Source organism: Paraburkholderia sediminicola, from assembly GCF_046027825.1.
Lineage (GTDB): Bacteria > Pseudomonadota > Gammaproteobacteria > Burkholderiales > Burkholderiaceae > Paraburkholderia > Paraburkholderia sediminicola_D.
The window spans coordinates 82,193-105,822 of record NZ_JAQQDU010000004.1; the positions used below are offsets into that span (position 1 = coordinate 82,193).

The window sequence follows — 23,630 nt, forward strand, 5'->3', positions numbered from 1 at the left end:
CTGCGCGCTTATTGCGCCTCGGTTTGCCGCTCGGTTTTGGCCGCAACCTTGCGGGCTTTACGAGAGACAGGGGGCGCCGACGCGGCCGCGCTAACGCGTTCGCGCGCTATTGCGCAGTAACTTTCATTGATCTCATAGCCGACGAATTCGCGCTGCTGCCGGGCGCAAGCGACTGCGGTGGTGCCGCTGCCCATGAACGGGTCGAGTACGCGCCCGCCCTTCGGACAACTTGCCAGCACCATCCGCTCGACGATTTCCAGAGGCTTCTGGGTCGGATGATCGACGCGTTCGGCGTGTTGCCGATGCAGTCGCGATACCGACCAGACGTCTTTCGGATTATAGCCAAGCTCCAGCCACTTACTGCCTTCGAACAATTTCCGCGAACGCGCCTTCTTCGTGACGGCATCGTACGGGATGCGGACGGGATCGAGATCGAAAAAATAATCTTTCGACACCGCGAAAAAGCCGATGTTGTCGTGCACCGAGGTAAAACGGCGCACCGTTCCACCCATGCTCGGCACGCGCCGGTCCCAGATGATTTCGTTGATCATCGTGAGTTTTGTCTTCAGGAAGCTGAAGATTTCCGGCGCGTACTGCCACGTGCAGAAGATATACAGCGAACCCGACGGCTTGAGCTTCGGAATAGCCAGCTCGAGCCAGCCACGCGTCCAGGCGAGGAAATCCTCGCCGGAGCGCATGTCGGAGTCGTTGCCATAATCCTTGCCGAGCCCATAAGGCGGATCGCAAAGGATCAGGTCGATCGACCCGTCGGGGATGTTCGCCACATCGGTCAGAAAATCGCGGTTCAACAGCCGGATGCCGGCGGGCACCTGCGGTAACAGGGGTGCAGGCGCCTCGGCCACCACGACTTCGGTGACCGGGGTGGTTTCAAGCGCCGGTTGCGGCTCGTCGAACTCGTCGCGCATCGTCGCGGCGCTCAGAACTGAATGCCCGATCGCTCAGCGACCGTATGCATGTCCTTGTCGCCGCGGCCCGACAGATTGACCAGAAGGACCTTGTCCTTCGGCAGCGTCGGCGCGAGCTTCGCGGCGTACGCCAGCGCATGGCTGGACTCGAGCGCCGGAATAATGCCTTCGATGCGACAGCAATCGTGGAACGCCTTGAGCGCTTCTTCGTCGGTGATGCTGACATATTGCGCGCGCTTGCTGTCTTTAAGCCACGCGTGCTCGGGGCCGACGCCCGGATAGTCCAGACCGGCCGAGATCGAATGGGTTTCGATGATCTGACCGTTCTCGTCTTGCAGGAGATACGTGCGGTTACCGTGCAGCACACCCGGCGTGCCGGCGATCAGCGAGGCTGCGTGCCGGCCCGTTTCGATCCCATCGCCCGCCGGCTCGACGCCGATCAGTTGCACCGAAGCGTCGTCAATGTACGGGTAAAAGATACCCATCGCATTAGAACCGCCGCCAACGCACGCAATCACGGCGTCGGGCTGGCGGCCGACCAGTTCGGGCATCTGGACCTTACACTCGTCGCCGATCACGCGCTGGAAATCGCGCACCATCATCGGATACGGATGCGGCCCGGCCACCGTACCGATAATGTAGAAGGTGTTTTCGACGTTGGTCACCCAGTCGCGCATCGCTTCATTGAGCGCGTCCTTCAGCGTGCGGGAGCCGGACGCCACCGGCACGACGGTCGCGCCGAGCAGCTTCATCCGGTAGACGTTGGCCGCCTGGCGGCGCACGTCTTCCTCGCCCATGTAGACCACGCATTCCATGCCGAAGCGCGCCGCGATGGTCGCGGTCGCCACGCCGTGCTGGCCCGCGCCGGTTTCCGCGATCACGCGGGGCTTGCCCATGCGCTTTGCGAGCAGCGCCTGGCCGATCACGTTATTGATCTTGTGCGCGCCGGTGTGGTTCAGGTCTTCACGCTTGAGGAAGACCTGCGCGCCGCCGAGCATTTCGCTCCAGCGCTGTGCGTGATAAATCGGGGACGGACGACCCACGAAATACTTCAGTTCGCGCTCGTATTCAGCGACGAATTCCGGGTCTTTCTGATATTTCTCATACGCGGCACGCAGCTCGTCGAGCGCGTGAACCAGCGTTTCAGCGACGAACACGCCGCCATATTGGCCGAAATGGCCTCTTTCGTCAGGCAAGTTATACATGGTGATCACTCTTCTCAGTGTGGCGCGCGGCTTTCCTATGAGACAACCGCGCCGCCTGAATCATTCAGCGTCCGCTGCGCGCACCGCGCGTACGAACGCCGCCATCCGGGCGTGATCTTTCACGCCCCTGGCGCCCGGCACTTCGATGCCGCTCGAGACATCGACCGCGTACGGGCGCACGCGATGGATCGCATCACTGACGTTTTGCGCGTTCAACCCACCACTCAAAACGGCCCGACGCGCGAGCTCTGCTGGAATAAGTGACCAATCGAAAACCTTCCCGCCGCCGCCATAGCCTTCGACATGGGTGTCGAACAGAAGGCTGCTGGCTGCTGAATAGTTAAGTGCTGATTTTACCAAATCAGCCGGTTGAGTATCCGCCGCGACTCGCAACGCGCGCAACCAAGGCAAACCCGCAATGCCAGCGAGCGATTCGCACTGCTCCGGGGTCTCGTCGCCATGGAACTGCAGCAGCGTGAGCCCGACATTGCTGACGACTTCGCGAATCCAGTCCTGCGTCGCATTGACGAACAAACCGACGACCGACACGAACGGGGGCACGTCATGCACCAGCTCGACAGCCTGCGCGACGCTCACCGACCGCGGGCTCGGCGGATAGAACACGAGGCCGATCGCGTCGGCGCCGAGGTCGATCGCGTGAGACACGTCCTCCGGCTTCGACAGGCCGCACAGCTTGATACGCGTGCGATGCGGCGCGGCATGCTGTTGCGCGCCGGCGTTTGCTTCGGCCGCCGGATTTTCAGTTGATTTCATGTTTGCGCTTGCTCGGTCCATAGGTTGCTCCACGGTACGCTGCCTATCTGCGGCGCGGGCACGGCGAATTGCTCAGGATAGCCCACCTGCGCCAGGTACAGGCCGTCAGGCATGAAGGTGGGCGCGGCGCAGTCGCGATCGCGGCTGGCGAGCACTTCGGCCATCCAGTCAGCCGGATGGCGTCCCCGCCCAATATCGACGAGACAGCCCATCAGGTTGCGCACCATATGGTGCAGAAACGCGTTCGCCCGAAAGCGGAAATGAACGAAGTCACCCTGTTGCCGCATGTCGATCTGATACAGATGCTTGACCGGTGTTTTAGCCTGGCATTGCGACGAACGGAACGCCGAAAAATCGTGTTCGCCGATCAGATGGGCGGCGGCGGTCCGCATGGCATCGACGTCGACCGGCGTGTGCACCCAGCCGGCCCGCGTCGCCTGCATCGGCGAGCGAAACGGGTGAACGTACAGGACGTAGTAATAGGTCCGCTCGAACGCCGAAAACCGCGCGTGGAACGCGTCGGGCATGGGCTTGGCCCACTGCACGGCGATTGTCTTCGGCAGGAAGGCGTTGGTGCCGCGAATCCACGAAAAATCTGTGCGATCGAGTTCAGTGTCGAAGTGCACGACCTGGCCGAGGCCGTGCACACCCGTATCCGTGCGGCCCGCCACCACGGTTTGCACGGGCGTTTGCGCGAACTCGCGCAATGCCCGTTCGAGCTCGTCCTGCACGGTCTTGCCGTGCGGCTGCGACTGCCAGCCGCAGAATGCCGAGCCGTCGTACTGGACGCCTAGTGCAATACGCTTCACGACAACGGAGCGAGCGTCGAGAGCAGCGCGCGGGCGTCAGTACGCGTGGCCGGATCGTTCGCTTCAATCACTTCGTTGATGAGTGCGCGCGCGCCGGACAGGTCGCCGAGGTCGATATATTCGGTGGCCAGATCGAGCTTGTTGCGCGCGATGCGGCTGAGATCGGCCGGCGTGAACGCGGGCAATGGCTGAGCCGGACTCGGCGGCAACTCGAGGTCGAAATCGAGCTTCAGCGCGCCGAAGCCCGCCGCGCCCAAGCCTGCGACGGCTGCATGGCCCGCAGTGCCGGCGGAAATTTGATCGGCGATGTGCGGTGCGTCATCCGGATCGTACGGCGCAATGGCTTGCTGCGCTGTGGTTTCTGGGGATGCAACCGGCTGTGTCGACAGCGATGCGGGCGCGCTCACGGCTGCGTCGGTCAATTCGAGACGCGGCGGCAAGGGCATGTCCAGACTGCTGAATGCATCGACGGCGTCGCGTGGGAACTCGGTCGGAGCGGTCAGCACGGGCTGAATTGGCGCGACGGGTTCCGGTTCGACATTCGGTGCGCCAGCGGGCGTGCCGGTTTCGACTTGCTGATGCGACTGCGATTGCGGCTCATCAGACGGCTGAGACGCCGGTTCGACGTGGGCCGCGTCCTGTTGGGTCGTGGGCTCGGCCGGCACGGATGTCTCGGGCACCGGATGCGCCGACGTGTCGTTGTGCGGCTGACCGAACGGCGAAGTCGTGTGCGGCTCGGCCTGCTGCTGCGCGAAATCGAGGACCGGCGACGGGGTGTCGAGATGGCGCTGCGGCTCGGCAAGCGGCTCATTCGTCGGCTCTGCCACCGGCGGGCTCGATACCGGTTCGTCGTCCCATTGCAGGCGGTGCGGAGGCACCTCTTGCTGGAAAGTCTCGCTGACCGGTTCAAGCGATGCCAGCGGCAAGGCTTCAGCCCCGAGTTCCGCAGCAGCTGCAAGGCTCGCGGCGGTGGTCGCACCGTCGAGGTTTTCGTGATGGGCTGCGGGAAGCGGTTCGGATGTGAAACCGCTTTCGGCCGTCGGCACGAGGTCCGGGCTTGGCTGCGCAGGTTCGACGGAGGCAGGCGCCGGGTGGCTTTCCTGCTGCACGTGCTGGGAGGTGCTGGGGTCTTCTTCTGCGGGCAAGCCCGTGTGGTGCGGTTGGTGAGCAGCGGCTTCGTGCTCTGCTGCAGCTTGTTCTACCTCCGCGCGTTCGGTTGCTGCACGTTCTGTCTCTGCTGCCTCACGCGCCGCCGCTTCCCGTGCTGCCGCTTCGCGAATTTCCGCTTCGCGCTCCGCTGCCACGCGCTCCGCCGTTTCCCGCGCCGCCGCATCACGTTCTGCGCTCTCACGCTCAGCCGCCAGTGCCGACGCCGCATGCCCCGCCGCCACGTCGTCGCTCGCATCCGACGCATCGCGCGTCGACACGACATCCGCTGACCCAGCCGCGCGCGCCGAGGCCGCCGCTGCGTCCGCCGCCAGCGAGCCTTCAGCCGCGGCAACACCCGCGCGCTTACGCCGACGCAGACGCCAGGCCGCCAGCAGCGCGACCAACGCCGCGCCAATCGCCGCCGCTATGCTCAAATTCGTCTGCGAGATGCCGACGTCGTTCGACGTGGAAATCGGAGCGCCGCCATGACTAGCAACGGCCGCCGCAGGCGAAGCGCCCACCGAAGGCTGCGCGCCGTTCGTCGAGGCTGTGCCCGTCGCGGCCGGCGAACCGCCGATGCCGTGCTTCTGCAACTCCATCAGCACGCGATTTTTCAGCGCAAGCAATTGCTGCAAGCTGGACACCTGCGCACGCGGTTGCGATGCCGGCTGTGCGGTAATCGCCGCCGACGCACCCTCAGCAGCCTCGCTAGCCGAGGGCTGGATCGCTCCCGACCAGACATGCGCGCCGCTGGCCGGCAACGCACCTGCAGCCTGCGAACCCGCGACGGGCGCCGCCGAGACCGCGCCAGTCACTGTCGTACTACCCGATGTCGCCGAGCTTGCTTCTGCCGTCGAACTGGCCGCCCCCGAAACCGCGGGCGTGGCCGGCGCAGCAGCGCGAGCCGCGGCGCTTGCCGCGCTGGCTGCGGCCGCATTGACCTGCGCCACGCCGCTCGCGGCACCAACCGCCGCACCCACCGCCGCCGCGTTCGGCGCGGAAGCCGGCGCAGCCGTAGCGGCCGATGGTGCGGCCGACGCCGTCCCCGCAACCGGCGCAGAAGCCGCCGCAGCACCAGACGCATCCAGCGCCGGGACCGTCAACAGCGCGCCTACGCGCATCCGGCTCGGGTCATGATTCATGAAGGCATTCGGATTCGCATCGAACAGCGCCCGCGAAGCGCGTGCGAGCGTTCCCTTGTCGCGCGACTGCGTGACGGCAATCGCCACGTCGTTCAACGACTGCCCGGGCCGAACCGTATATTGACTCCCAGCGGCGTAAGAAACGGAAGCGCCCTCCGGCGCGCTTGCGGCGTCGCCGGGCGCGGCCACCGCGCTACCCACACCGGCGCCAGCCAGCGCGAACGCCAAAGCGGCTGCGGCCGTCAGCCGGCCCGTACCTTGATGCATAAACATAGCCCGAAGGGAAGAGAGTCGAAGGTTCATCGGGACCCCTGGCGCGTCAGCGCGCAGCCCTTTTTTGCGGTTGGAAAGAGACAAGATAATCGGAGCACACAATGAAAAAAGCGCCGCGCAAGCGCGACGCTTCTTGAGTTTTCTACGCGTCGTGAGCGCGTAGTTTACTTTACTTGTCGAGCACAATGCGAAGCATGCGACGCAGCGGTTCGGCCGCGCCCCACAGCAGTTGATCGCCGACCGTGAAGGCCGACAGATATTCGCCGCCCATCGCCAGTTTGCGCACACGGCCGACCGGCACCGTCAGGGTACCCGTGACCACAGCCGGGGACAGATCGCGCATGGACGCTTCGCGTTCGTTCGGCACAACCTTGACCCAGTCGTTACCCGACGCGAGGATGCTGTTCACTTCGTCCAGCGGCACGTCCTTGTTCAGCTTGATGGTCAGCGCCTGCGAGTGGCAGCGCATGGCGCCGATCCGCACGCAGAGGCCGTCAACCGGGATCGAACCCGGCGTGCCCATAGCCGGCTTGCCGAGGATCTTGTTGGTTTCCGCGCCGCCCTTCCACTCTTCCTTCGACATGCCGTTGCCGAGATCCTTGTCGATCCACGGAATCAGCGAGCCGGCGAGCGGCACGCCAAAGTTGTCGGTCGGCATGCGGTCGCTGTTCATTGCGCCCAGCACGCGGCGGTCGATGTCGAGAATCGCCGACGACGGATCAGCCAGGTCTTCCTTGGCCGCACCGTACAGCGTGCCCATTTGCTGCAGCAGTTCGCGCATGTTTTGCGCACCCGCGCCCGAAGCAGCCTGATACGTCATGGCCGTCATCCAGTCGACGAGGTTTTCGCGGAACAGGCCGCCCAGCGCCATCAGCATCAGGCTGACCGTGCAGTTGCCGCCGATGAAATTCTTCTGACCCTTGACCAGCGCGTTCTTGATCACGTCGAGGTTGACCGGATCGAGAATGATGACCGCGTCATCTTTCATGCGCAGCGACGAAGCCGCGTCGATCCAGTAGCCGTTCCAGCCCGCTGCGCGCAGCTTCGGGAACACTTCATTCGTGTAATCGCCGCCCTGGCAGGAGATGATCGCTTCGCACTTCTTCAGGTCTTCGATGCTTGTCGCATCTTTGAGCTTGGTCTCGTTTTTGGCGAACGACGGCGCGTTGCCGCCCGCGTTGCTGGTGCTGAAAAACACCGGTTCGATCAAGTCGAAATCGCCTTCCTGTTGCATACGTTGCATCAGGACGCTACCGACCATACCGCGCCAACCTACGAGACCTACGTTCATGACTTCATACCCTTCGAATGGAAACTTCCCCGCATCTTTGCCCGCAGTGACCGCGCGGGGAAGATGAGCGGGCACGACGGACGATCAGCGTTTCGTGATCGTTTTCGGGGTAATCGTTTTGGTGGTGGTAATGGCGAGCTCAACCGCACGGGCAGTTTTGCCGTGGAGTTTCGAAATCAGGGAGATTTGAGCTGTGTGCGCCATCGCTACAATATACACGAAAACCGGAATCTGGCGACCTGATTGTCTGCCGCGATCGTCCGCATTACGCGCGAATCGGCCTGTTTCGAGGCCAATTCGCGTCTTAAAGGCCGTTTGACGACCTAACTTCCGTCTGTACTACTTCCAGCTCCGAAGCGCCTTACAGCGCGGCGACGACTGCGTCGCCCATCGCCACGGTGCCCACCTGCTTGCAGCCCGGCGTCAGAATGTCGCCAGTGCGGAAGCCCTGTTCCAGCACCTTCTTCACGGCAGTTTCGATGCGATCCGCCTGTTCCGCCTTGTTCAGCGAATAGCGCAGCATCATCGCGGCCGACAGGATCGTTGCCAGCGGATTCGCCACACCTTTACCTGCGATATCCGGTGCGGAGCCATGCGACGGCTCGTACAAGCCCTTGTTGTTCTTGTCGAGCGAGGCCGACGGCAGCATGCCGATCGAGCCCGTCAGCATGGCGGCTTCGTCGGAGAGAATGTCGCCGAACATGTTGCCGGTGACCACCACGTCGAACGCCTTCGGCGCCTTCACCAACTGCATCGCCGCGTTGTCCACGTACATGTGCGACAGCTCGACGTCCGCGTATTCCTTCGACACGTCGATCATCACGTCACGCCAGAACTGCGACGTTTCGAGCACATTCGCCTTGTCCACGCTCGTCAGTTTCTTCTGACGCTTTTGCGCCGCCTGGAACGCGACGTGCGCGATGCGGCGCACTTCGGGTTCCGAATAACGCATTGTGTCGAAGCCTTCTTTCGCGCCTTCGAACAGCCCATCCGGCGAAGAACGCACGCCGCGCGGCGCGCCGAAGTAAATGTCGCCGTTCAGTTCGCGCACGATCAGGATGTCGAGACCCGAAACGATCTCTTCCTTCAGCGACGAAGCGCCCGTCAGTTGCGGATAGCAGATCGCCGGACGGAAGTTCGCGAACAATTGCAGGTGCTTGCGCAGACCGAGAATGGCCTGCTCCGGGCGCAGCGCGCGTTCGAGCGAGTCGTACTTCCAGTCGCCGACGGCGCCGAACAGGATCGCGTCGGCTTCTTTCGCCAGCGCCAGCGTCGAATCGGGCAGCGGATGACCCTTCGCTTCGTAACCCGCGCCGCCAACCGGCGCTTCTTCGAGTTCGAACTTTTCGCCGAGTACGTTCAGGACCTTCACGGCCTCCTTGACGATTTCGGGACCGATGCCGTCGCCCGGCAAGACTGCGATCTTCATGCGAATTCCTTGATGATTTTCTTGGAAACTATTGAGCGTGAATCAGCGAGCCATAGGGCTCTAAGGCCTGTAAGCCTTTAACCAACGATGCGGTGATTCAGCCACGGCTGCTTCGTGATCCGCTCGGCTTCGAACTGGCGAATCTTGTCCGCGTGACGCAGCGTAAGGCCGATATCGTCGAAGCCATTCAGCAGGCAGTACTTGCGGAAGCCCGCGACTTCGAACGGATACGCGGCGTCGCCATCCGTTGTGCGTACGACTTGCGCGTCCAGGTCGATGGTCAACTGGAAGCCATTGAACGCGTACGTTTCGTTGAACAGGTGGTCGACTTGCTGTTCGGTCAGCACGATCGGCAACAGGCCGTTCTTGAAGCAGTTGTTGTAGAAAATATCGGCGAAGCTCGGCGCGATGATCGCGCGGAAGCCGTATTGCTGCAGCGCCCACGGTGCGTGCTCACGCGAGCTGCCGCAACCGAAGTTCTTACGCGCCAACAGCACCGATGCACCCTGATAACGCGGCTGGTTCAGCACGAAATCCGGATTCAGCGGACGCTTCGAGTTGTCCTGGCCGGGTTCGCCGTGGTCGAGGTAACGCCATTCGTCGAACGCGTTCGGACCGAATCCCGTGCGCTTGATCGACTTCAGGAATTGCTTCGGAATGATCGCGTCCGTGTCAACGTTTTCGCGATCGAGTGGCGCCACGACGCCGGTGTGTACGATGAATTTATCCATGACGCTTGCGCCCGTTTCAAGACCGGGCGATGCGCGTTGCGGCCGGAAAGCCGCCCGGCGCACCGCCGGCAAAAATCAAAAACCGCTCATTAATTAGCGTGGTTGCTAATCGAATTGCCGAGGTGTGACATGTCCTCGCCGAATCCGTGCACCGTGTTGCAGCCGGCCAGACCGAGCAATAGCCCGGCCAGCGTACCGAGTGCGAAACGGCGCAATAGAGTGCTGCGATTCATGTTCTTCATCATGCGATTTATCCAAGCTTGCGAATATCGACGAAATGCCCTTCGATAGCCGCAGCGGCAGCCATCGCGGGGCTCACGAGGTGGGTACGGCCACCGGCGCCCTGACGACCTTCGAAATTACGATTCGACGTGGATGCGCAACGCTCGCCCGGATCCAACCGGTCGGCGTTCATCGCGAGACACATCGAGCAACCGGGCTCACGCCATTCGAAACCGGCATCCGTGAAGACCTTATCCAGCCCTTCGCGTTCCGCTTGCGCCTTCACCAGACCCGAACCCGGCACGACCATGGCCAGACGGATGTTCGGCGCGACGCGGCGGCCGAGCTTTTTCACGACGTAAGCCGCGGCACGAATGTCTTCAATGCGCGCGTTGGTGCACGACCCGATGAAGATTTTATCCGGCTTGATGGATTCGATCGGCGCATTCGGTTCGAGCGCCATGTACTTCAGCGCGCGTTCCATCGCGTCGCGCTTGACCGGGTCCTTTTCGCGTTCCGGATCCGGCACGCGACCATCGATTGCCGTGACCATTTCCGGCGACGTACCCCACGTGACTTGCGGCACGATTTCAGCAGCGTTCAGCTCGACCACGCGATCGAATTGCGCGCCGTCGTCTGTCTTGAACTGCTTCCAGTACTCGACCGCGTGATCCCACTCAACGCCTTCCGGCGAGAAGGGACGGCCCTTCAGGTAGTCGACGGTGGTGTCGTCCACGGCGACCATGCCGGCGCGCGCGCCTGCTTCGATCGCCATGTTGCACACCGTCATGCGGCCTTCCATGGACAGCGCGCGAATCGTCGAACCGCCGAATTCGATGGCGTAGCCGGTGCCGCCTGCCGTGCCGATCTTGCCGATGATCGCGAGCACGATGTCTTTCGCGGTACAGCCACGCGGCAACGGGCCCTCGACCTTCACCAGCATGTTCTTGCTCTTCTTCTGCAAGAGCGTTTGCGTAGCAAGCACGTGCTCGACTTCCGACGTGCCGATACCGTGCGCCAGCGCACCGAACGCGCCGTGCGTGGACGTGTGCGAGTCGCCGCAGACGATTGTCATGCCCGGCAGCGTAGCGCCCTGTTCCGGCCCGATGATGTGCACGATGCCCTGACGCAGATCGTTCATCTTGAACTGCGTGATGCCGTAGGCGTCGCAGTTGCTGTCGAGCGTATCGACCTGCAGCTTCGAGACAGGATCGGCGATGCCGTGGCTGCGGTCCGTGGTGGGGACGTTGTGGTCCGACACCGCCAGATTCGCGCTGATACGCCACACCGGACGCTCAGCCAGCTTCAGGCCTTCGAACGCCTGAGGGCTGGTGACTTCGTGCAGCAGGTGACGGTCGATATAGAGAATCGTCGTGCCGTCTTCTTCCGTGTGGACCACGTGCGTGTTCCACAATTTGTCGTAGAGAGTCTGTGCCATGGTATGCGGGGTAGTAGTGACTGCGGGCTGACTGTGTCGGTCGATTATGCCACGCAGAACCCCGCTTTGGGCCCATGAGTTAGGGAGAAAACCGATAAAAAACAGGGAGTTGGGTGGTAGTGACGATACCTGTATGGGTGTTACCCGGCATGGGATTGCGTGGCGATGGCGGGAATGAAAACCTGGCCAGTCGGCGGAAACACCGGTCGGTCTTTATCGCCAACTCGTTGTATTCGCGACGTCTTTTGAGCGTCCAGAAGTGGAACTACAATCGCTAAAAAAATCTGCAAGGAAGACGCAATGCAGCAAAAAAAACCAGCTGCCCGATAAAAAAACTGCCGAAACGGGATCGAACGACAAATTTTCCGAAGGCGGACCTAACGGCGGCCGGGACAACTCGTAAAGAAATCCGCAAACAAAGGGCGTTTTGTAAAAAAATCTGCGACGGTATAAAAAATATTTGTAAACTGCACCGTTGAGACAATTTTCTCGGGGCATCCATGAAAGCCGTCGGTTACGAGTACTTGCGCCAGCAATTGAATCTGAGCGCGCTCGAACTCAAGCGCCCAGCCCTTGTGAAGCCAGTCACACGTGTGACGAATATCAACGATTGCCTGTCGGTTCCCAAAAACATGGCGCCCGCAGATGGGGCCTACCTTGACCACGTCCTGTTTGCTTTGAAGCACGAGGGTACCAACCTCCCCGTTCTTGCCCAAACGCTCCCAACCATCAGCGCCGAGGATCTACTCACAGAATTGCGCCGTGCCCCGAACGGCGCCTATATACGCAAAGCAGCCTTTCTTTGGGAGACTTTCACTGGCCAGGAGCTTGAGGGCGCGCCGACCGTCGGCGGCGCTGCCGTTCCGCTATTCGACCCGGCTCAGTACTACACCGGCCCGTCGGTGCGCAATGCACGCTGGCGCGTCGACTTCAATGGCCTTGGCTCAATGCGTTATTGCGCGACGGTGTCGCGCACACCATCCATTGCCTGGCTCCTGAGCTCGGACGTCCTAACTCGCGCTCGCAATTTCATGGCATCGCTACCGGCAGAAATGCAGGATCGAGCGCTCAATTGGGCTTATCTTCACGAGACTCAAGACTCGTTCGCCATCGAAAAAGAAGCGCCATCGGAAGACAAGGAACAGCGCTTCGTCAAGCTTCTGCGGCAAGCACATGAACGTCATCCGTTGAGCGAAGAATATCTCGTCGAGTTGCAGAACATCTGCGTAACAAATCCACTGGATCAAGCCGCGGCATACCGCGCTGAGCAAAACCATCTGCAAAGCGGCCTCAGAGGGGCCGCCGGCGTAACTTACGTGCCCCCACCGCCGGACATGCTGGCAGATCTGATGGACGAATGGCTGGCATTTGCAAACACCGCGCCTACCGCAATCGACCCAATTATCGCGGCAAGCATCATCTCGTTCGGCTTCGTATTCCTGCACCCGTTCATGGACGGCAACGGCCGACTCTCACGCTTCCTTATTCATCACGCGCTCTGCTCATCGGGCAAGCTCGAGCACGGATTGCTTTTGCCGGTGTCGATTGCCATGAAACGGCAAGAACAGGCCTATCTTGAGGCACTGCAAGACTTCTCGAAACCAGTTCGGGAACGTTGGCAAGTCCGCTGGCTAGATGAGATGAAATATGACCTCAAGTTTCAAGGCGACGTATCCATTTATCAGTTCTGGGATGCAACTCCCGCAGTCGAGTTCATAGCTCAAATGGCTGACCTCGCACTGGAAGTTGAACTCCGTCAGGAAACGCTCTTTCTCCAACGGTATGACAAAGTTCTGCGCGCGGTAAATGAGCGCTATGACGTACGCGGCAGCACGCTATCGACGCTCGTTATGATGTGCCTCGACAACGGCGGCAAGGTGTCTAACCATCGCAGGAAACAGTTTGCCGGCCTCGTCCCGGAAGCGATTTTCGATGCGATCGAATTTGAAGCCAGAGCCGCGTTGGACGAAGAGACGGCGTCGAAAGAAGAACCGGGCCCGACACAAGACAACAAATAGTCCGAGGCGTGCGACTCCTCGTCCATCAACTACCGTTCCAGATCGAACCCCAGTTGTGTACGTCCCAGCGGCGTGAGGTCACCTTCCTGTGCGCGACCGATGAAGTCTGTTTCGAAGTGATCCGCCGGAAAATCCGGCGGGCTTTCGCCGCGCAGGAAACTCGGCAGTTGGCGCTTCAGATACGCCTCGTTTTTTGCGCACCATGGCGCCGATGAGATGTACATCACGTTGCTATAACCGCTGCCACGGTGCGTGTCTTCCACTGAATGCACGACGTCGCTGTGCCAGAACACGGCGTCGCCCGCCTGCATGTGTGGAATCGGCGTGACCGCTTCCAGCAACAGGCTATGCCAGGCGGGTTGGATCGACAGTGCGCGGCCCGGTCGTGCACCACAGAGTTCGTCATCGGGAACATCTTCCTGCAGCGCACGAAGAACGACGTAGGCCATCGCATTGGCGATTGGGATCAGTTGCAGCGTGCCGTCGCCGGGTCCTTGCGGCGTCAGCCCGGTCCAGCCCTGGAAGGTGCGGAACATCGAGCATACGGCGGGCGACGGGATCTCCTGTACATCGGGGCGAAAAGCGGCGTCGAACGGATCGTACGCGCGCCAGTTGCCCGACAGCACGTGCCGGTACACCTGACGGAAATTCGGATCGAGCCAGCGCTCGACCGATCCGCCGTCGACGTGCGGTGACAAACCCAGCGATTCTGAGCCGGGCGGACGGCGACGGATACGATCCGCGTAGACCGGCACGCGCTCCGGATCGAAGTGCTGCTTCCCTTCACTCTCCGACGTCCACAAACGATTGAGGAACACGCGCGTCTTTGTCAGTTGTTCGGACTGCCTTGCCGCCGTTTGCGGCTTCGACCAGTACACGCCGTAGATCTGCGGCTTGCTCGACGAGAGATTGCCGAAGTACTTATCCTCCGCACGGCGCGCAAGCTTATCGTCCAGATTGTTGCGCTCGACGTATTGCGCGATTTCATCATTCCAGTCGCTGGCTTGCTGACGATCGAAAACCCCACGCACCACGCATGCGCCGCGCGTCTTGATCTGGGCAATCGTGGCGGGGTCGACGTCGCCGGACACGATAGTCGAGTAGTCGAACACGGGAATGGCTTCGCGCCCCTGCTCACGGTCACTGCGGATGGCGTCGACCTGCTGCCGGATCGCCCCTTCGACCTCGCTGAACACTTGCGCATAGTTCGGTAACGCGGCGCGCAGCGCGCGTTTCGTGTTGCGAATCGCCTCGGGAAGATTGTCGATCACGAGCGGCATAGCTTGTCTCCTTGCATCGGTTTTGTGTGGGGCTCCAGTGCATCCAGATTAGGGACCTTTGGCATGCGGCATGCATCCTGTTCGGCCAATTATCGATACAATTCTGACATTCGCCGCCATTCCTTCCCGCGGCCAGGTTGCGTACCGTGAAACCCCAGTACGAACGCGTCACCATCCCCGACGGCTGCTCGATCCGCGTCTACCATCGGCAGCTCGCGCAGATCCCGTTCGAGTGGCACCACCACCCCGAATATGAACTCACGCTGACGATGAATAGCCGCGGCCGCCGCTTCGTTGGCGACCATATCGCCGATTACAGCGGCGACGACCTCGTGCTGGTGCCGCCGGATATGCCGCACACGTGGGCATCGACAGAGCCGATCGATGCACGCGAGCCGCAGGTGGCGATCGTTGTCTGGTTCAGCGGCGATTGGGCTCGGCGGATGGCCGATTGTTGTCCGGAGTTTGCTTCGTTGCGGACGTTGTTGAGGCGCGGCGCACCGGGGCTGCGGTTTGCGCCCGGCGCTGTGGCGTTGATGCGCGGGCAAATGGGCGCTTTGCTGAATGAGTCGCCGCGTACGCGGCTTGGCGCGGTGCTGGAGGTGCTCGCGTGTCTGTCTGAAGCGGAATCGGAGCCGTTGGCGTCGCCGGCTGCGCATGCTCATGCGCGGAGCGCACGGCAAGAACCCGCTCGTAGCGCTCAAAGCGGACAAGCGATGCAAACGGCGCAAGCCGCAAATAGGTCTGGCATTGCGCCCGCTGCTGCGCCAGGCGGCAGCGCGTCGGAAGCGGAGCGGTTGAATCGCGTGCTCGACCTGCTTGATCGACGCTTCCACGAACCGTTGCGCATCGCCGAACTATGCGCGGTGGCAAACCTCTCGGAGCGCTCGTTACACCGTTACTTCGTGCGACATGTAGGCGAGAGCGTCGGGCGTTATCTGAACCGGCTGCGCATCGGCTATGCCACGCGGCAACTGACCGGCACGGGCTGGCCGATCGCACTCATCGCCACGAAGGCCGGGTTCCCGAATCTCGCCAATTTCAATCGACAGTTCATGTCGGCGCGCGGCATGACGCCGAGCGCGTACCGGCGTTTTTTCGAAACCTATGGGCACGCGCCGAAGGATGCCGGCGCGACGCCGGCTAACCTCGAGATACGGCCGCCTTCGCTCGAACGAACCAGACGACGTCAGACGCGCGCGCCGGGTTGACAGCGCGACATGGCAGGAAACCCCGTGCAGCGAGCCAGACCATGACATGACACGAAGCGCTGCAATGCAGAATCCCCAGCAATACGGTGCGCCCCAAAACACAACGCCCCAACGATAAACCCGTTGGGGCGTTTCTTTATCAGCTAATTCCACACTGTTTCGCAGCAATCACAACAACTACGAACCACGCAGACTCAACCCCAATCAACGTTGCGCAATCGGCTTCGCTTCACGCGGCGTATCGCCAACGAACAGCTGACGCGGACGGCCAATCTTCTGTTCCGGATCGGCGATCATTTCGTTCCACTGTGCAATCCAGCCGACCGTACGTGCCATCGCGAAGATACACGTGAACATCGACGTCGGGATGCCCAGCGCGCGTTGCACGATGCCCGAGTAGAAGTCGACGTTCGGGTACAGCTTGCGCGACACGAAGTATTCGTCTTCCAGTGCGATCTTTTCCAGTGCCATGGCCAGCTTGAACAGCGGGTCGTCGTGCAGGCCCAGCTCTTCCAGCACTTCGTGGCAGGTCTCACGCATCAGCTTCGCACGCGGATCGTAGTTCTTGTAGACGCGGTGACCGAAGCCCATCAGCTTCACGCCCGAGTTCTTGTCCTTCACCTGCTTGATGAACTCGGGAATGTTGTCGACCGAGCCGATTTCTTCCAGCATGTTCAGTGCGGCTTCGTTCGCACCACCGTGCGCCGGGCCCCACAGACAAGCGATACCGGCCGCGATACATGCGAACGGGTTAGCGCCCGACGAACCCGCCAGACGAACCGTCGACGTCGACGCATTCTGTTCGTGGTCAGCGTGCAGGATCAGGATACGGTCCAGTGCGCGCACCAGCACGTCGTTGACCTTGTACTCTTCGCACGGATTCGAGAACATCATGTGCATGAAGTTCGCGCTGTACGACAGGTCGTTCTTCGGGTACGCAAACGGCTGACCGATGCTGTACTTGTACGCCATGGCGACCAGCGTCGGCAGCTTCGCGATCATGCGAATGGCCGACACGTCGCGGTGACGCGGGTTATTGATGTCGAGCGAGTCGTGATAGAACGCCGACAGTGCGCCGACTGCCGCGACCAGGATCGCCATCGGGTGCGCGTCGCGACGGAAGCCACGGAAGAAAAAGTGCATCTGCTCGTGCACCATCGTGTGCTTCGTGACGGTGTCGACGAATTCCTTCTTCTGCGCTTCGTTCGGCAGCTCGCCCTTCAGCAGCAGGTAGCAGGTTTCGAGGAAGTCAGCGTTTTCCGCGAGGTTGTCGATCGGGTAGCCGCGGTACAGCAGCTCGCCCTTGTCGCCGTCGATGTAGGTGATCGCCGAATTGCACGCCGCCGTCGACATAAAGCCCGGGTCGTACGTGAACTTGCCGGTCTGGCCGTACAGTTTGCGGATGTCGATCACGTCCGGGCCGAGAGTGCCCTTGTAAATCGGCATTTCAACGCTCGGCGAATTGTCGCTGAACGATAGCGTGGCTTTAACATCTGACGGGGTCATAGCACATCCTCAATCGAAGTATGGAAACAGGGTTTCGATAATTTGCACGCCTGGGAACAACGGACAAGCGGTGAACAAGCGGCGCTCAAGCGTTGCGCAACAGCTCCAGCACCCGGATCACATCCGGGTCGGCAAGGTCGCCTTCCGGTTCCTTGCGGACCAGCAGCAAGTCCATCAGGTCGTTATCGCTCAGCTCGAGCAGGCTCGTAAGAGCGCCTACATCGGCATCGCTGAGGTCATGCTCATATCGGCTGAAAAAACGCTCAAAGATCAGATCGTTTTCCAGCAGGCCCCGCCCCCCCCCCCCCCCCCCGCGCGCGGGGGGGGGGGGGGGGGGGGGGGGGGGGGGGGGGGCGCGCGCCCCCCCCCGCCGCAGGGGCAGTCAGACGGTCGTTGCGTTGACAACAATTGCTTATTCATCAGACCTTCAGCCAAGACCGCGCGCGATCAAAATTTTCTGGATGTCGCTGGTGCCTTCGTAAATCTGGCACACGCGGACATCGCGGTAGATGCGTTCGACGGGGAAGTCGCTCAGATAGCCGTAGCCGCCATGAATCTGCAAGGCGGCGGAGCAAATGCGTTCGGCAGCTTCGGAAGCGAACAGCTTGGCCATCGCGGCCTCGGTCAGGCAGGGCTGGCCGGCGTCTTTCAGCGACGCTGCGTGCCAGATCAACTGACGCGCGGCTTCGAGTTGGGTCGCCATATCGGCGAGACGGAATTGCACGGCCTGGTGCGAAAACAGGGGCTGGCCGAAGCTCTCGCGCTCCTTTGCATACGCCAATGCCGCCTCGAACGCGGCGCGCGCCATGCCGACGCTCTGCGCGGCGATACCGATGCGTCCGCCTTCGAGCCCCGATAGGGCAATCCGATAGCCTTCGCCTTCCGCGCCGATCAGATTCGCGGCCGGCACGCGGCAATCTTCGAAAATAATCTGCGCCGTGTCCGACGAATGCTGACCGAGCTTTTCTTCGACGCGCGCGACGATGTAGCCCTTCGTATCGGTCGGCACGATGAACGCGCTGATGCCACGCTTACCTGCGGTCTTGTCGGTCACGGCCATGACGATCGCGACGTTGCCGTTCTTGCCGCTCGTGATGAACTGTTTGACGCCGTTCAGCACGTACGCGTCGCCATCGCGTGTCGCGGTGGTGCGCAGCGCGGATGCGTCAGAGCCCGCTTGCGGTTCGGTCAGACAAAACGCCCCGAGCATTTCGCCGCGCGCGAGCGGTGTGAGCCAGTCGCGTTTCTGCGCGTCGTTGCCATAGGTCAGCAGAATGCTGCACACCGGGCAGTTGTTGACGGAGATCGCGGTCGAGGTGCCGCCGTCGCCTGCCGCGATTTCTTCGAGGATCAGCGCGAGCGCCAGCGCGTCCATGCCGGCGCCGCCGTACGCTTCGGGCACCAGCACGCCGTAGGCGCCAAGTTCAGCGAGTTGGCGATGCACGTCCTTCGGAAAGGTGCGCTCGCGGTCCCATTGCGCTGCATGCGGGGTGATCGCTTCGCGAACGAAGGTGCGCACCGCATCGCGGATCATCAGGTGGTCCTGATCAAGCACCATGGCTCGGTCTCCTTGTTAGTCTCTTCATGTATCTCCTCACCAGTCGAGCGCCGTGCCGTCGTATTGATAGAAGCGGCCGTTGAACGCTTCGTGTGAGGCCGTTGCCTGCGCGAGCACTTCGCGCATGCCGGTGACGCTGCGCGCTGGATCGATTGCCGCCTGCGCGCCCCCCATGTCGGTGCGCACCCAGCCAGGATGCAGCGAAATACAGGTTGCGCGCGTTGCTGCCAGCGACGCAAGCTTCAGCGCGTCGTTCAGCGCGGCCTTACTCGCCCGATACAACCAGCCGGTCGTGCCGCTGGCGTCGCCGATACTGCCCATCTTGCTCGAAATCACCGCGAAGACGCCGCCCGCTTCTTCGACGAGCGGCAGCAGGATCGGCATCAACTGCATCGGTCCGCGCACGTTGGTATGCATGACCTGGTCGAAGTCTTCTGCGGTGATCGTTTCGATGTCCTCAGTGCGCGGCCCGTACACACCCGATACCAGCACCGCCGCATCGAGCCGTTCGTTGCCGAGCTTCCAGCCGAACGCGGCGATTTCTTCGGGTGCGGTGACGTCGAGTGAAAAGGTCTCCGCGCCGAGTGCCTTCAGGGCGTCGAGCGCGGCGCCGTCGCGCGCGGTGGCGAGCACGCGCCAGCCGCTCTTCCGGTATTGCCGCACAAACTCCTGGCCGATGCCGCGCGATGCACCGACGATCAACACTGTTTTCATCGAATCACCTCAAGCCCTCAAACGCCTGGAAACAGTGCGTTAAACCAGTTCAATGCCCATCGCGGTCGCTTCGCCGCCGCCGATGCACAGCGTCGCGACGCCGCGCTTCAGACCGCGGTTTTTCAGGGCACCGATTAGCGTGACGAGAATTCGTGCGCCCGATGCGCCGATCGGATGACCGAGAGCACAGGCGCCGCCGTTCACGTTGACCTTGTCGTGCGGCAGATGATGTTCCTTCATCGCGGCCATGGTGACCACCGCGAACGCTTCGTTGACCTCATACAGATCCACTTCGTCGGCGCGCCAGCCGTTCTTCTCGAACAGCTTGCGAATCGCACCGACTGGCGCGGTGGTGAACTTCGCCGGTTCTTGCGCGAAGGTCGAGTGGCCGACCACGCGAGCGAGCGGCTCGACGCCGAGACGTTTCGCGGTCGATTCACGCATCATCACGAGCGCCGCGGCGCCGTCGGAAATCGACGATGAGTTCGCCGCCGTCACCGTGCCGGTTTTGCTGAACGCGGGCTTGAGCGTCGGAATCTTGTCGAGGTTCGCCTTGAACGGCTGCTCGTCGTGATCGATGGTGACATCGCCCTTGCGGCTTTCCACCGTCACCGGCGCGATTTCCCAGGCGAACGAGCCGTCTTCATTCGCGCGCTTCGCGCGGTTCAGTGACTCGACGGCGAACGCATCCTGCGCTTCGCGCGTGAAGTCGAACGAGGCCGCGCATTCTTCGGCGAAGGTGCCCATCAGGCGGCCTTTTTCGTAGGCGTCTTCAAGACCGTCGTAGAACATGTGGTCGATCACCTGGCCGTGGCCCATGCGCATGCCGTTACGCGCCTTCGGCAACAGATACGGTGCGTTCGTCATGCTCTCCATGCCGCCGGCGACGATCACATCGACCGAGCCCGCGGCCAGCATGTCGTGCGCGAACATCGCCGCGCGCATGCCGGAGCCGCACATCTTGTTGACGGTGGTGCTGCCGGTGGCGAGCGGCAAGCCGGCGCCGAGTGCGGCCTGACGCGCGGGCGCCTGGCCGAGGCCGGCGGGCAGCACGCAACCCATCACCACTTCGTCGATCTGCTCGGGTTTCAATCCGGCGCGTTGCACGGCGGCTTCGATCGCAACCGAACCCAACTGCGGTGCGGTTAGCGTTGCGAAATCGCCCTGAAATGCTGCCATCGGCGTGCGGGCCACACCGACGATGACGATCGGATCAGACTTTGTCTCGTTCATGTTTGTCTCATTCATGTTTAAGCTCCTTGATCACACCTTCGACGATGGCCGGCACGTCGCCGAGCTGGGCCGCGTCGGCGGCCGCTGCATCGTTGTCTGCCTGGTACGCACCGCCGGCCGATACAGCCGCGATGCAGCGCTTGTAGGTTGCATCGAGTGCCGCGGGGTCGTTGATTGTCATGCCGAGGTCGCGCACCTTGCCGTCATGCACGCCATATACCCAGCCATGCACCGCAAGTTCCTGGCCGCGCGCCCATGCGTCGTTGATGATGGTGGTCCGGCACACGTTCATCACCTGCTCGATCGCGTTGAGTTCGACCAGACGCCGATGCCGCGCCTCGCCGATTGGCCACTCTTCGATCAGCGCGGCGTGCTTGGTGCGCACGTCCTGGACGTGATGCAGCCAGTTGTCCGCAAGGCCCACGCGCCGGCCGTGCAGCGCCGCGGCGACACCCGAGCAGCCATAGTGACCCACCACCATGATGTGCTTGACCTTGAGCAGATCGACGGCGAACTGGATCACTGACAGGCAGTTCAGATCCGTATGCACCACCACGTTGGCGATATTTCTGTGCACGAATACTTCGCCAGGCGGCAGGCCGATGATCTGATTGGCCGGCACGCGCGAATCGGAGCAGCCGATCCACAAATACTCGGGGGTCTGCTGATGCGCGAGACGCGAGAAGTACTCCGGATCCTCGGACAGTTTGCGGGCCACCCACGCGTCGTTGTTGTCGAACAGATGGGCAAGCGGATTGGCAGCGGGAGAATCGTTCGTGTTCATGTTGAGTCTGGGCGGTTGCTCGACCGATTGACCGGTCGATGTCGTTACATTAGGTTCGGACGATGCATTAAACGATGCGCGCGGCGCGTGATGCGCATGAGGTTTAAGCCGCGCGCACGGCGCGTTCGTCTGCCTGGTTATCCGATGGTCCGGACGCCGCGTCGGCGAATCGTTCCGGATAGCGGATGCAGAAGCGCACGCTGCTGTCGTACGGGAAAAAGTCGGGCAGTTCGCCTTTCAATAGATGATCCTTGTGCCGTTGCCACAGCGCTGGATCGAAGAAGTCCGCGTGATGTTGCATGAAGGACCGGCGCACGCGTGGGTCGCCGAGCAGAAACGTGCCGTATGTCTCCGGGAAAATGTCGTGCGGGCCGACCGAGTACCATGGCTCGCCCGACATTTCGTCTTCCTCGTTACGTGGCGCCGGCACCGCGCGCACGTTGCATGCCGTCAGGTATTCGATTTCATCGTAGTCGTAGAACACGACACGGCCATGACGTGTCACGCCGAAGTTCTTGTACAGCATGTCGCCGGGGAAGATGTTCGCCTGCATCAATTCCTTGATCGCGTCGCCATATTCCTTGATGCCGTGATCGATCTCGTCGTCGCTGCCGTTTTGCAGGAACAGATTGAGCGGCACCATCCGGCGTTCGATGTACATGTGGCGAATCACCAGGTTGTCGCCATCGTGTTCGATCAGGGACGGCACTTCCTTTTCGAGTTCGCGCACCAGTGCCTCATCCAGCCGCGAAACCGGCAGCGCGACGCTCGAATATTCGAGCGTGTCGGCCATGCGGCCCAGACGGTCATGCCGTTTGACGAGCTGATACTTTTCCTTGATCTGTGCGCGCGTGGTTTCTTTCGGCGGCGGAAAGTGGTCTTTGATCAGCTTGAAGACATACGGAAACGACGGCAACGTGAACACCAGCATCACGAGTCCCTTGATGCCGGGCGCAATGATGAACCGATCGCTGGAATGCTTCAGATGGTGCAGCAGATCGCGATAGAACAGATTCTTGCCCTGCTTTTGCAAGCCCAGCGACGTATAGATTTCCGCCTTCGGTTTGCCCTGCATGATCGTGCCGAGAAATTCGACGTAAGCGGACGGCACTTCCATATCGACCAGGAAGTACGAATGCGAGAAGCTGAAGATAATCAGCAACTGGTCGCGTTTGAGCAGCACCGTATCGAGTGCAAGCACGCCGGGCTTCACATGACGCAGCGGCACGGCGAACGGCAGCAGCAAATCGCCGTTGATGATCCGTCCCACGATATACGCCGACTTGTTCCGATAGAACAGCGACGAGAGCACATGAATCTGGAAGTTGGGCGCTTCGTCGAACACGCCGAACGCATCGTGAATGGTCTGCATCACGCATTCGACGTCGCGCGTCAGGTCCTCAAACGGCGGCTCCAGCTGGAAGTTCGTGACGATGCGCTCGAGCGTCGCGGCAAGACCGTCCTTGGCGGGGTAATACGCACGATAGGTCGGCTTTGCCGCGGGTTCGTCGTTCTCGATATATTCGGTCGAGATTGCCGGGCGCACGAAAATGAAGTCGTTGTTGAAATACGAACGGTGCAGGATCTTGCAGCACACCGAATTGAAGAACGTCTCCGCGCACTCGGGCTGGCGGTGCGTGGTCAGGAGGCCGATGTAGTGGAGCTTGATCTGTTGCCACACTTCGTCGTCGATGTTCTCGGCGTCGTACTCGTCTTCGAGCAATACGACGCATTCCTCGACGCGTTCGTCATACGAGGTGATGCGCTCGCGCGCCAGCGCTTGCAGGCCATGCCAGTCGGCTGCTTCGAAAAGCGATTTGGCATGGATCGCGGCGTCGCGGAAGATCCGGTAATGACGGTCGAATCCTTCGAGCATCGTCTGGGCGACGTCAAAGCCGATTTGCGACGACAACAGTTTGGGGAAGTGATTCATGTCG

At 61.7% G+C, this 23,630-nt stretch carries 19 protein-coding genes and 1 pseudogene; 2 read left to right on the forward strand and 18 right to left on the reverse strand.

What is annotated here, in order from left to right; translation table 11 throughout:
- Positions 1-8: 8 nt before the first annotated feature.
- The 10 genes from PQQ96_RS03480 to leuC all read right to left on the reverse strand — a co-directional run bounded on the left by PQQ96_RS03480 (position 9) and on the right by leuC (position 11,389).
- The gene (locus PQQ96_RS03480) at positions 9-926 is read right to left on the reverse strand and encodes a DNA-methyltransferase (RefSeq protein ID WP_408288794.1); all 918 of its coding nucleotides are present in this window, start codon (positions 924-926) and stop codon (positions 9-11) included.
- A gap of 11 nt (positions 927-937) precedes the next feature.
- Complete coding sequence (gene trpB / locus PQQ96_RS03485; protein ID WP_408288797.1) at positions 938-2,131, reverse strand: tryptophan synthase subunit beta; 1,194 nt, start codon at positions 2,129-2,131, stop codon at positions 938-940.
- 60 nt (positions 2,132-2,191) lie between these two features.
- Complete coding sequence (locus PQQ96_RS03490; protein ID WP_408288800.1) at positions 2,192-2,905, reverse strand: phosphoribosylanthranilate isomerase; 714 nt, start codon at positions 2,903-2,905, stop codon at positions 2,192-2,194.
- Entirely contained in the window at positions 2,902-3,714 is an 813-nt protein-coding gene (gene truA, locus PQQ96_RS03495) for a tRNA pseudouridine(38-40) synthase TruA (protein ID WP_408288803.1), read from the reverse strand. The genes PQQ96_RS03490 and truA overlap by 4 nt, the downstream gene beginning before the upstream one ends.
- Entirely contained in the window at positions 3,711-6,278 is a 2,568-nt protein-coding gene (locus tag PQQ96_RS03500) for a FimV/HubP family polar landmark protein (protein WP_408289009.1), read from the reverse strand. Before PQQ96_RS03500 ends, truA begins: the two co-directional genes overlap by 4 nt.
- Before the next feature lie 169 nt (positions 6,279-6,447).
- Positions 6,448-7,569: an aspartate-semialdehyde dehydrogenase gene (asd, locus tag PQQ96_RS03505; protein WP_408288806.1), complete on the reverse strand. Its 1,122-nt coding sequence runs from the start codon at positions 7,567-7,569 to the stop codon at positions 6,448-6,450.
- A 361-nt stretch (positions 7,570-7,930) separates the two neighbouring features.
- Entirely contained in the window at positions 7,931-8,998 is a 1,068-nt protein-coding gene (leuB, locus tag PQQ96_RS03510) for a 3-isopropylmalate dehydrogenase (protein WP_074289025.1), read from the reverse strand.
- Between the two features lie 77 nt (positions 8,999-9,075).
- The gene (gene leuD / locus PQQ96_RS03515) at positions 9,076-9,729 is read right to left on the reverse strand and encodes a 3-isopropylmalate dehydratase small subunit (RefSeq protein ID WP_408288809.1); all 654 of its coding nucleotides are present in this window, start codon (positions 9,727-9,729) and stop codon (positions 9,076-9,078) included.
- A gap of 89 nt (positions 9,730-9,818) precedes the next feature.
- On the reverse strand, positions 9,819-9,974 hold the full coding sequence (locus tag PQQ96_RS03520) for an entericidin A/B family lipoprotein (RefSeq protein ID WP_120306156.1): 156 nt from the start codon (positions 9,972-9,974) through the stop codon (positions 9,819-9,821).
- 5 nt (positions 9,975-9,979) lie between these two features.
- Entirely contained in the window at positions 9,980-11,389 is a 1,410-nt protein-coding gene (leuC, locus tag PQQ96_RS03525; RefSeq protein WP_408288813.1) for a 3-isopropylmalate dehydratase large subunit, read from the reverse strand.
- A 500-nt stretch (positions 11,390-11,889) separates the two neighbouring features.
- Between leuC and PQQ96_RS03530 the strand changes: the two genes are divergently transcribed.
- Positions 11,890-13,407 (forward strand): Fic family protein, encoded by a 1,518-nt coding sequence (locus tag PQQ96_RS03530; protein WP_408288816.1) that lies wholly within the window; start codon positions 11,890-11,892, stop codon positions 13,405-13,407.
- A gap of 29 nt (positions 13,408-13,436) precedes the next feature.
- Here PQQ96_RS03530 and PQQ96_RS03535 read toward each other — a convergent pair whose 3' ends face one another.
- Positions 13,437-14,687 carry a DUF1479 domain-containing protein gene (locus tag PQQ96_RS03535; protein ID WP_408288818.1) on the reverse strand — a complete coding sequence of 417 codons (1,251 nt, stop codon included), beginning with the start codon at positions 14,685-14,687 and terminating at the stop codon, positions 13,437-13,439.
- 146 nt (positions 14,688-14,833) lie between these two features.
- Between PQQ96_RS03535 and PQQ96_RS03540 the strand changes: the two genes are divergently transcribed.
- Entirely contained in the window at positions 14,834-15,898 is a 1,065-nt protein-coding gene (locus PQQ96_RS03540) for a helix-turn-helix domain-containing protein (RefSeq protein ID WP_408288821.1), read from the forward strand.
- A gap of 204 nt (positions 15,899-16,102) precedes the next feature.
- Here PQQ96_RS03540 and gltA read toward each other — a convergent pair whose 3' ends face one another.
- The 7 genes and pseudogenes from gltA to aceK all read right to left on the reverse strand — a co-directional run bounded on the left by gltA (position 16,103) and on the right by aceK (position 23,626).
- Positions 16,103-17,404, reverse strand: coding sequence for a citrate synthase (gltA, locus tag PQQ96_RS03545; protein ID WP_074289031.1), 1,302 nt, complete (start codon positions 17,402-17,404; stop codon positions 16,103-16,105).
- A gap of 85 nt (positions 17,405-17,489) precedes the next feature.
- Positions 17,490-17,699 (reverse strand): annotated as a pseudogene (locus tag PQQ96_RS03550) (FAD assembly factor SdhE); the annotation flags it as partial.
- Positions 17,700-17,831: 132 nt separating this feature from the next.
- Positions 17,832-18,962 (reverse strand): acyl-CoA dehydrogenase family protein, encoded by a 1,131-nt coding sequence (locus PQQ96_RS03555; RefSeq protein ID WP_408288823.1) that lies wholly within the window; start codon positions 18,960-18,962, stop codon positions 17,832-17,834.
- Positions 18,963-18,998: 36 nt separating this feature from the next.
- Positions 18,999-19,676 carry an SDR family oxidoreductase gene (locus tag PQQ96_RS03560; protein WP_408288826.1) on the reverse strand — a complete coding sequence of 226 codons (678 nt, stop codon included), beginning with the start codon at positions 19,674-19,676 and terminating at the stop codon, positions 18,999-19,001.
- A gap of 39 nt (positions 19,677-19,715) precedes the next feature.
- The gene (locus tag PQQ96_RS03565) at positions 19,716-20,924 is read right to left on the reverse strand and encodes an acetyl-CoA C-acetyltransferase (RefSeq protein WP_408288829.1); all 1,209 of its coding nucleotides are present in this window, start codon (positions 20,922-20,924) and stop codon (positions 19,716-19,718) included.
- Positions 20,917-21,693, reverse strand: coding sequence for a carbonate dehydratase (gene can / locus PQQ96_RS03570; protein ID WP_408288832.1), 777 nt, complete (start codon positions 21,691-21,693; stop codon positions 20,917-20,919). The genes PQQ96_RS03565 and can overlap by 8 nt, the downstream gene beginning before the upstream one ends.
- A gap of 103 nt (positions 21,694-21,796) precedes the next feature.
- Positions 21,797-23,626 (reverse strand): bifunctional isocitrate dehydrogenase kinase/phosphatase, encoded by a 1,830-nt coding sequence (gene aceK, locus PQQ96_RS03575; RefSeq protein ID WP_408288835.1) that lies wholly within the window; start codon positions 23,624-23,626, stop codon positions 21,797-21,799.
- Between the last annotated feature and the right edge of the window lie 4 nt (positions 23,627-23,630).

What these genes read in the sequence shown, in the direction of transcription:
- can (WP_408288832.1), bottom strand. Translation starts at nt 21,693, where the DNA reads ATGAACACGAACGATTCTCCCGCTGCCAATCCGCTTGCCCATCTGTTC.
- PQQ96_RS03565 (WP_408288829.1), bottom strand. Translation starts at nt 20,924, where the DNA reads ATGAATGAGACAAACATGAACGAGACAAAGTCTGATCCGATCGTCATC.
- PQQ96_RS03490 (WP_408288800.1), bottom strand. Translation starts at nt 2,905, where the DNA reads ATGAAATCAACTGAAAATCCGGCGGCCGAAGCAAACGCCGGCGCGCAA.
- asd (WP_408288806.1), bottom strand. Translation starts at nt 7,569, where the DNA reads ATGAACGTAGGTCTCGTAGGTTGGCGCGGTATGGTCGGTAGCGTCCTG.
- leuB (WP_074289025.1), bottom strand. Translation starts at nt 8,998, where the DNA reads ATGAAGATCGCAGTCTTGCCGGGCGACGGCATCGGTCCCGAAATCGTC.
- PQQ96_RS03500 (WP_408289009.1), bottom strand. Translation starts at nt 6,278, where the DNA reads ATGTTTATGCATCAAGGTACGGGCCGGCTGACGGCCGCAGCCGCTTTG.
- PQQ96_RS03560 (WP_408288826.1), bottom strand. Translation starts at nt 19,676, where the DNA reads ATGAAAACAGTGTTGATCGTCGGTGCATCGCGCGGCATCGGCCAGGAG.
- aceK (WP_408288835.1), bottom strand. Translation starts at nt 23,626, where the DNA reads ATGAATCACTTCCCCAAACTGTTGTCGTCGCAAATCGGCTTTGACGTC.
- PQQ96_RS03520 (WP_120306156.1), bottom strand. Translation starts at nt 9,974, where the DNA reads ATGATGAAGAACATGAATCGCAGCACTCTATTGCGCCGTTTCGCACTC.
- trpB (WP_408288797.1), bottom strand. Translation starts at nt 2,131, where the DNA reads ATGTATAACTTGCCTGACGAAAGAGGCCATTTCGGCCAATATGGCGGC.
- PQQ96_RS03555 (WP_408288823.1), bottom strand. Translation starts at nt 18,962, where the DNA reads ATGGTGCTTGATCAGGACCACCTGATGATCCGCGATGCGGTGCGCACC.
- PQQ96_RS03480 (WP_408288794.1), bottom strand. Translation starts at nt 926, where the DNA reads ATGCGCGACGAGTTCGACGAGCCGCAACCGGCGCTTGAAACCACCCCG.
- gltA (WP_074289031.1), bottom strand. Translation starts at nt 17,404, where the DNA reads ATGACCCCGTCAGATGTTAAAGCCACGCTATCGTTCAGCGACAATTCG.
- PQQ96_RS03535 (WP_408288818.1), bottom strand. Translation starts at nt 14,687, where the DNA reads ATGCCGCTCGTGATCGACAATCTTCCCGAGGCGATTCGCAACACGAAA.
- leuC (WP_408288813.1), bottom strand. Translation starts at nt 11,389, where the DNA reads ATGGCACAGACTCTCTACGACAAATTGTGGAACACGCACGTGGTCCAC.
- PQQ96_RS03530 (WP_408288816.1), top strand. Translation starts at nt 11,890, where the DNA reads ATGAAAGCCGTCGGTTACGAGTACTTGCGCCAGCAATTGAATCTGAGC.
- leuD (WP_408288809.1), bottom strand. Translation starts at nt 9,729, where the DNA reads ATGGATAAATTCATCGTACACACCGGCGTCGTGGCGCCACTCGATCGC.